Raw genomic sequence first — 7,669 nt, forward strand, 5'->3', positions numbered from 1 at the left:
GCTACTCCTAAGTGGGTGCAAGCGCCTTACGGCTCCCCTGTTACTGAATGTAAAAACGACCTAAGTCGCTACTACGCAATCAACCTTTCTCTATCTGACTGAACTCCAGGTCCACCGGAGTGGAGCGACCGAAGATCAGCACGGCAACGCGCAGGCGGTTCTTGTCGTAATCGACCTCTTCCACCACACCGTTGAAATCGTTGAACGGCCCATCGACGATGCGTACCACCTCGCCCGGCTCGAACAGCACCTTCGGCCGCGGTTTCTCGGTACCTTCCTGCACACGATCGAGAATCGCCTGGGCCTCTTTCTCGGTGATTGGCGCGGGACGATCGGCAGTACCGCCGATAAACCCCATCACACGCGGCACATCCTTGACCAGATGCCACGTCTCATCGGTCATTTCCATCTGCACCAGCACATAGCCGGGGAAAAACTTGCGATCGCTCTTGCGCTTCTGACCTTCGCGCATCTCGATCACTTCCTCGGTGGGCACCAGGATCTGACCAAACTTGTCTTCGAGGCCGGCGCGCTTCACGCGCTCTTCCAGCGAGCGCTTGACCTGGTTCTCATACCCGGAATAGGCATGGACTACATACCAACGCAAAGCCATTCCTCTACTCCCTTAACCCGTCAGCGAGCGCACCATCATGGCGAGCAAGGCGTCGAAGGCCCACATCAGCAGGCCCATGACCGTCACCATCGCCAGGATCACGAGGGTGGTCTGCATGGTTTCCTTGCGCGTCGGCCATACTACCTTGCGCACTTCCACTATCGCGCTACGCAGGAAGACCAGCCCGCTCGCGCCGACCTCGGTCTGCGCGGCTATAGCAACGGCGACACCAACGGCAACAAGCAGCCCCACCACACGCACAAACAGCATGAGGTCCGCAAAATAATAGAAGGCTGCGACGGCCCCAATCAGGACCACCGCCGCCAGTAGCAACTTGATTTTATCCGCCATTAACTGTCCACGCCGTCTGGTAGGCCGGCACTAAATAATGGCAGGCCAGGAGGGAATCGAACCCCCAACCTGCGGTTTTGGAGACCGCCGCTCTGCCAATTGAGCTACTGGCCTGTGACTCACAAAAACAAGGAGGCAGGCACAAGGCGTAAACCCTCGCGCCTGCCTTTATCCTTGCGACTGTTTCCCTTACTCGATGATCTTGGCAACCACGCCGGCGCCGACAGTACGGCCACCTTCGCGGATTGCAAAGCGCAGACCTTCTTCCATTGCGATGGGAGAAATCAGCGATACCTTCATGTTCACGTTGTCACCCGGCATCACCATCTCCACGCCTTCCGGCAGGTCGCACGCACCGGTCACGTCCGTGGTACGGAAGTAGAACTGCGGGCGGTAACCGTTGAAGAACGGGGTGTGACGGCCGCCTTCGTCCTTGCTCAGCACGTACACTTCGGCGTCGAACTTGGTGTGCGGCTTGATGCTGCCCGGCTTGCACAGAACCTGGCCGCGCTCCACTTCGTCACGCTTGGTGCCGCGCAGCAGCACGCCGACGTTGTCACCGGCCTGACCCTGGTCCAGCAGCTTGCGGAACATTTCCACGCCGGTCACGGTGGTCTTGGTGGTCGGGCGAATGCCCACGATTTCCACTTCCTCACCCACCTTCACCACGCCGCGCTCGATACGGCCGGTCACCACGGTGCCGCGCCCGGAAATGGAGAACACGTCTTCGATCGGCATCAGGAAGGCGCCGTCGATGGCACGCTCCGGTTCCGGAATGTAGGTGTCCAGGGCGTTGATCAGCTTCTCAATCGCCGGCACGCCGATGTCGGAGGTATCACCTTCCAGCGCCTTCAGCGCCGAACCCACCACGATCGGGGTGTCATCGCCCGGGAAGTCGTAGGAGGACAGCAGGTCGCGCACCTCCATCTCGACCAGTTCCAGCAGTTCCGCGTCGTCCACCATGTCGGCCTTGTTCATGAACACGACGATGTACGGCACGCCGACCTGACGGGCCAGCAGGATGTGCTCGCGGGTCTGCGGCATCGGGCCGTCGGCAGCCGACACCACCAGGATCGCGCCGTCCATCTGCGCCGCGCCCGTGATCATGTTCTTCACGTAGTCGGCATGACCCGGGCAGTCCACGTGGGCGTAGTGGCGGTTCGCGGACTCGTACTCCACGTGCGCAGTAGAAATAGTGATACCACGGGCCTTTTCTTCCGGCGCCGCATCGATCTGGTCGTAGGCCTTCGCCTCACCACCGAACTTCTTCGCCTGCACCACCGTCAGGGCCGCGGTCAGCGTCGTCTTGCCATGGTCCACGTGACCAATCGTACCGACGTTTACGTGCGGCTTCTTACGCTCGAATTTTTCCTTGGACATCGGACAAACTCCTCACGTTGGAACACATAATAATGAAACGTAAATTGGAGCCCATACCCAGACTTGAACTGGGGACCTCTCCCTTACCAAGGGAGTGCTCTACCACTGAGCTATATGGGCCTGAAATCTGCTCAGCCAGCTATTGGAGCGGGTGATGGGAATCGAACCCACGCCATCAGCTTGGAAGGCTGAGGTTCTACCATTGAACTACACCCGCATTGCCTGGCAAGGCCACCAGCCCAGCCTAACGGCCACTACTATATTCTGTTTGGTGGAGGGGGAAGGATTCGAACCTTCGAAGGCTGAGCCGTCAGATTTACAGTCTGATCCCTTTGGCCGCTCGGGAACCCCTCCGGAAACGAGCCCGCTATTCTGATAGAGGCGCGGGTTTCTGTCAACAGCAATACCCACCGATGAAAGAAGGTCCGCCTGCAGAAACAACCGGGGGACGGATGAGCCCACCCGTCCCCCTTGCGTATGGAGCTGGCGAGAGGATTTGAACCCCCGACCGGCTGATTACAAATCAGCTGCTCTACCAACTGAGCTACGCCAGCTGCGTCTGTTGCCGCGGCAAGCGGCGTATTCTAGGTAAACCCACCGGGGAAGGCAATTCAGCGACAGGCCAAGGCCGGGGTATCGCGTAGCTCGCGCGGCAACAGGCCACGCCAAGTCGCATTCTTTCCGTCATCGGCCCAATCAAATTCCACCCACCAGCGTTTCGCCGGCAAGGTGATCTCTTCGATACGCGGCACCAGCTTCAGCTCCCGAATCTGCTGCCCCCTTCTTTGTGCCGCATCCTTACTGGAATAAACACCGAGCGAAATGGCGTTAGCATTCTCCCCACTGCGTATCAGATAGAAGTCTTTGATACCACCTCGCTGCAGACGCTCCAGCACCGGCGTCGCCGCCGCAGGTGTAGCTACCGGTGGCAGCATCACCCAGTAGCGTTTAATCTCGCCCGCCTCCTCGCCCTGGCTGCGGACAGATGCCCCGCCCTGCTGCAAGGACTTGGTCACACCGGCCACCACCGACTGAGACTCGAAGCCCCCCAAACGCACACAGACTGCCGTACGAGGGGGAGGCAGTTCGGCCACCGGAGCAACGGGTTCATCCACTGCCGCCAGGTCGACCGGCGAGGCTACAGGCTCTGCCGCAGGTGCGGACCGGGGCGTGGCAGGCTCACGCCGTGCAGATAAGGGAGTATCAAGCTCGTGCAGCAGCACCAATCTCGGGCCGGCCGGTGTTGCCGCCCCCCCGTTCATGGTAACGGCCGGCGGCGCCTCCCCAGTCTGCTGCCAGTTCCACGCCAGCAGGACAAGATTGACTGCGACCATACAAAAAAAGAACCATTTCATCCCGCACTCCCCTGTTGCAGCACCAGCGTAGACAGCCCGTGCAACACCAGATCCGGTACGACATACGCCTCAGACTGCAACAAGGGCAGCAAAATTGCGGCATCGCCTCCGGTTAATACGCACACCGGCATATTGCCCAACAAATGGCGTGCCAAAGGCAACGCTTGCATCACCAGGCCGGCCGCCGCCCGCCCCGTTCCTGCCGTCACCGCTTCAGCCGTATCATGACCAAAGTCATCAATACCTGCCGCAGAGGCGATCCCTAGAGTAAAAGCGGCGGCGCCTCCTTCCAGTTGCCGGCGCATCAGCGCCAGGCCCGGCGCGATCCATCCACCGAAGTGCTCACCGTCTGCGCTCAGCACATCGACCGTCAACGCGGTGCCGCAGCCAACCACACAAAGATTTTGCGCGGCGAATTCCGGCAGATGATGTGCACCAATCAGCGCCAGCCAACGGTCGACACCCAATTGGGCAGGACTCCGGTAACCGCTGCGAATACCACAGGCCTCGGCGGTTGCTGAGACAAACTCGGGGAACGTGCCCCACCGGGCACGACACCACGCGGCCAAACTCGCGTTGACCTCGGCCCCAGCCACGCTGGCCACCACGACACGTCGAGGCGCAGGCTGCGCGCCCCACAAAGCAGACCACACCAGGTCCGGTAAATGTCCGCGGTACGCGGCTGGTTCACCAACCGACAAACTACCATCTTGCCACCGAGCCCATTTCACACGCGTATTGCCGATATCCAGCAATAACATCATCGCAGCGGCTCCCCTAGGCGCACCGATACCTCGCCAAAGTTGTGCCGCTGCAGTTCGCCATCGACATCGAGCAGCAACGAACCGTCGGGGGCGATGCCACGACCAATGCCACAGATCTCGGCTCCGGGTTGCAACAGGACCACCGGATTGCCGTACAGTAGATCCGCCTGGCGCCATTCGTGCTCGAACGCCGCCAGGCCCTGGTGCTGAAAGACCACAACCGCATCGATCAAGTGATGCAACAGGCGCCCGGCCAGCTGATTGCGTGAGACACCATCACAGATCGATGTGAGATCCGTCCAGGGCTGTTCGATTTCCTGACCGGCACGGGCGGGCATGGCCACATTCAGGCCGACGCCGACGACGACACGACAGGGGCCGCTCGATTCCCCGGCGATCTCTAGCAAAACTCCGCCGAGTTTGCGCCCGCGCCAATAGATATCATTCGGCCATTTGAGTGTCGTCTCCGCAACACCGGATTGGCGCAGCGCCCGGACCACCGCAACAGCAATGGCCAGGCTCAGCCCTGACAATCGTCCCATGCCGTCTTCAAAGCGGGAACGCAACGATAGATAGATATTGCTACCGAAAGGGGAACACCATAGCCGGCCCCGTCTGCCACGGCCGGCACTTTGATGCTCGGCTATGCAGGCAATCACGGGATGGTCGCCTTCCTGGCGCATCAGCCAGGCATTGGTCGAATCAACACTGTGAAGGACATCGAATGATTGCAGCTGCCGCCGTGTCTGTGCCGGAAGCTGCGCCAGGATGACATCGTGTTCCAACGGTTCGTAGGGCCGCGCCAACGCATAGCCACGTCCAGTGACAGCCTGTATATCAATGCCGAGTTCGCGCAGTGCCTGCAAAGCCTTCCATACCGCCGCGCGGGTCACGCCGGCATGGCGCGCCATCTGCTCGCCAGAATGAAAATGGCCATCAGCGAGCAATCGCAACAGCGTGTACTGCAATGAAGTCATGCGGAAATGGCGTTAGCACGGATGGATATTATTTGATGCGCACAGCCAGCACATCGCAGGGTGCTCCGTGCAGCACCGCATTAGCCGTCGACCCGAGCAACAGGGCAACCCCATGACGACCATGGCTGCCGACAACGATCAGATCGACCGCCTGATCGCGCGCGCAGCGCAAAATTTCGTTCTTGGTCGCCCCCAGGACGACGTGGCAGCGCTCCGCCAAAACGCCGAGCCGCTCACCAAGACGAACCAATTCCTGTTGAGCCTTGTCTGCGACTTCCTGTTCCAACCCAAGCGGCACAGCAGGAAAGACATCATAAGAAGGGTCAATGACCAGCGGTTCAACCACATGCACCAGCGACAACTCGGCGCCGCAAACCTGGCGCAGCGCCGACACCCGCTGCATCAGAGTCTCTGTCGCATTGGAAAAATCGACTGCCAACAGTATGTGTGTGTACGCGCCCATATGCCCCTCCCCGTCACCAACACCCGGAACAAGGTTACACGATACCGCGAGGCCGCCGGCAGCTCAAATAAAAACCCCCCGCAGGAAAACCTGCAGGGGGTTCGGGATAGAGCCTGGCAGTGACCTACTTTCGCATGAGGAAGCCTCACACTATCATCGGCGCTGAGTGGTTTCACTTCCGAGTTCGGAAAGGGATCGGGTGGTTCCCACTCGCTATTGCCGCCAGGCAAACTGGTTGTCGAAGCGGCCGCAGCCACTCCAACGAATTCGGTAGTCGTATCAAAACACTTGGGGCGAATGCCACCCAAAATACTTGGGTGTTATATGGTCAAGCCTCACGGTCAATTAGTACTGGTTAGCTACACACATTACTGCGCTTCCACACCCAGCCTATCAACGTCGTAGTCTTCGACGAACCTTTAGGGACCTCGAAGGTCCAGAGAGATCTTATCTTGAAGGAGGCTTCCCGCTTAGATGCTTTCAGCGGTTATCCCGTCCGTACATAGCTACCCGGCTGTGCCATTGGCATGACAACCGGAACACCAGAGGTACGTCCACTCCGGTCCTCTCGTACTAGGAGCAGCTCTTCTCAAATCTCTAACGCCCACGGCAGATAGGGACCGAACTGTCTCACGACGTTCTAAACCCAGCTCGCGTACCACTTTAAATGGCGAACAGCCATACCCTTGGGACCGGCTACAGCCCCAGGATGTGATGAGCCGACATCGAGGTGCCAAACACCGCCGTCGATATGAACTCTTGGGCGGTATCAGCCTGTTATCCCCGGAGTACCTTTTATCCGTTGAGCGATGGCCCTTCCATACAGAACCACCGGATCACTAAGACCTACTTTCGTACCTGCTCGACTTGTTGGTCTCGCAGTCAAGCGCGCTTTTGCCTTTATACTCTACGACCGATTTCCGACCGGTCTGAGCGCACCTTCGTACTCCTCCGTTACTCTTTAGGAGGAGACCGCCCCAGTCAAACTACCCACCATACACTGTCCTCGATCCGGATAACGGACCTGAGTTAGAACCTCAAAGTTGCCAGGGTGGTATTTCAAGGTTGGCTCCACTGCAACTAGCGTCGCAGTTTCAAAGCCTCCCACCTATCCTACACAAACAACTTCAAAGTCCAGTGCAAAGCTATAGTAAAGGTTCACGGGGTCTTTCCGTCTTGCCGCGGATACACTGCATCTTCACAGCGATTTCAATTTCACTGAGTCTCGGGTGGAGACAGCGCCGCCATCGTTACGCCATTCGTGCAGGTCGGAACTTACCCGACAAGGAATTTCGCTACCTTAGGACCGTTATAGTTACGGCCGCCGTTTACCGGGGCTTCGATCAAGAGCTTCGCCTTGCGGCTGACCCCATCAATTAACCTTCCGGCACCGGGCAGGCGTCACACCCTATACGTCCACTTTCGTGTTTGCAGAGTGCTGTGTTTTTAATAAACAGTCGCAGCGGCCTGGTCACTGCAACCCTCTTCTGCTCCAGCCGCAGGGCCTTCACATACAAAGGGCACACCTTCTCCCGAAGTTACGGTGCTATTTTGCCTAGTTCCTTCACCCGAGTTCTCTCAAGCGCCTTGGGATACTCACCCTGTCCACCTGTGTCGGTTTCGAGTACGGTCTTACGTTACCTGAAGCTTAGAGGATTTTCTTGGAAGCATGGCATCAACCACTTCGCTGCCGTAGCAGCTCGTCATCACATCTCAGGATATGTGCTCCCGGATTTGCCTAAGAGCACTCCCTACATGCTTAAACC

Annotated in this window: 7 protein-coding genes, 5 tRNA genes and 2 rRNA genes (1 of these 14 running past the window's edge); all 14 read right to left on the bottom strand. The window is 58.7% G+C overall.

Going from position 1 to position 7,669, the window contains the following annotated elements; all coding sequences use genetic code 11:
* Window positions 1–79: 79 nt before the first annotated feature.
* Window positions 80–613: a transcription termination/antitermination protein NusG gene (gene nusG / locus ACMV8A_RS06125; RefSeq protein WP_495324884.1), complete on the bottom strand. Its 534-nt coding sequence runs from the start codon at window positions 611–613 to the stop codon at window positions 80–82.
* Between the two features lie 12 nt (window positions 614–625).
* Entirely contained in the window at window positions 626–964 is a 339-nt protein-coding gene (secE, locus tag ACMV8A_RS06130) for a preprotein translocase subunit SecE (protein WP_495324885.1), read from the bottom strand.
* Between the two features lie 38 nt (window positions 965–1,002).
* A tRNA-Trp gene (locus tag ACMV8A_RS06135) sits at window positions 1,003–1,078 on the bottom strand.
* A 75-nt stretch (window positions 1,079–1,153) separates the two neighbouring features.
* Window positions 1,154–2,344, bottom strand: coding sequence for an elongation factor Tu (gene tuf / locus ACMV8A_RS06140; protein ID WP_495324874.1), 1,191 nt, complete (start codon window positions 2,342–2,344; stop codon window positions 1,154–1,156).
* Between the two features lie 45 nt (window positions 2,345–2,389).
* Window positions 2,390–2,464: transfer RNA gene (locus tag ACMV8A_RS06145), tRNA-Thr, on the bottom strand.
* A 23-nt stretch (window positions 2,465–2,487) separates the two neighbouring features.
* Window positions 2,488–2,561 (bottom strand) — tRNA-Gly (locus ACMV8A_RS06150).
* Window positions 2,562–2,613: 52 nt separating this feature from the next.
* Window positions 2,614–2,698: transfer RNA gene (locus tag ACMV8A_RS06155), tRNA-Tyr, on the bottom strand.
* Window positions 2,699–2,822: 124 nt separating this feature from the next.
* Window positions 2,823–2,898, bottom strand: a tRNA-Thr gene (locus ACMV8A_RS06160).
* A gap of 57 nt (window positions 2,899–2,955) precedes the next feature.
* Window positions 2,956–3,699 carry an SPOR domain-containing protein gene (locus ACMV8A_RS06165; protein WP_495324886.1) on the bottom strand — a complete coding sequence of 248 codons (744 nt, stop codon included), beginning with the start codon at window positions 3,697–3,699 and terminating at the stop codon, window positions 2,956–2,958.
* Window positions 3,696–4,463 carry a type III pantothenate kinase gene (locus ACMV8A_RS06170; protein ID WP_495324887.1) on the bottom strand — a complete coding sequence of 256 codons (768 nt, stop codon included), beginning with the start codon at window positions 4,461–4,463 and terminating at the stop codon, window positions 3,696–3,698. The genes ACMV8A_RS06165 and ACMV8A_RS06170 overlap by 4 nt, the downstream gene beginning before the upstream one ends.
* Window positions 4,460–5,440, bottom strand: a complete 981-nt coding sequence (gene birA, locus ACMV8A_RS06175; RefSeq protein WP_495324888.1) for a bifunctional biotin--[acetyl-CoA-carboxylase] ligase/biotin operon repressor BirA — start codon at window positions 5,438–5,440, stop codon at window positions 4,460–4,462. Before birA ends, ACMV8A_RS06170 begins: the two co-directional genes overlap by 4 nt.
* 28 nt (window positions 5,441–5,468) lie before the next feature.
* Complete coding sequence (locus ACMV8A_RS06180; RefSeq protein ID WP_495324889.1) at window positions 5,469–5,903, bottom strand: universal stress protein; 435 nt, start codon at window positions 5,901–5,903, stop codon at window positions 5,469–5,471.
* 111 nt (window positions 5,904–6,014) lie between these two features.
* A 5S ribosomal RNA gene (gene rrf / locus ACMV8A_RS06185) occupies window positions 6,015–6,130 on the bottom strand.
* 97 nt (window positions 6,131–6,227) lie between these two features.
* Window positions 6,228–7,669 (bottom strand): 23S ribosomal RNA (locus tag ACMV8A_RS06190) (it continues 1,448 nt past the right edge of the window).

The sequence above is a fragment of the Sulfurivermis sp. genome (assembly GCF_059410345.1).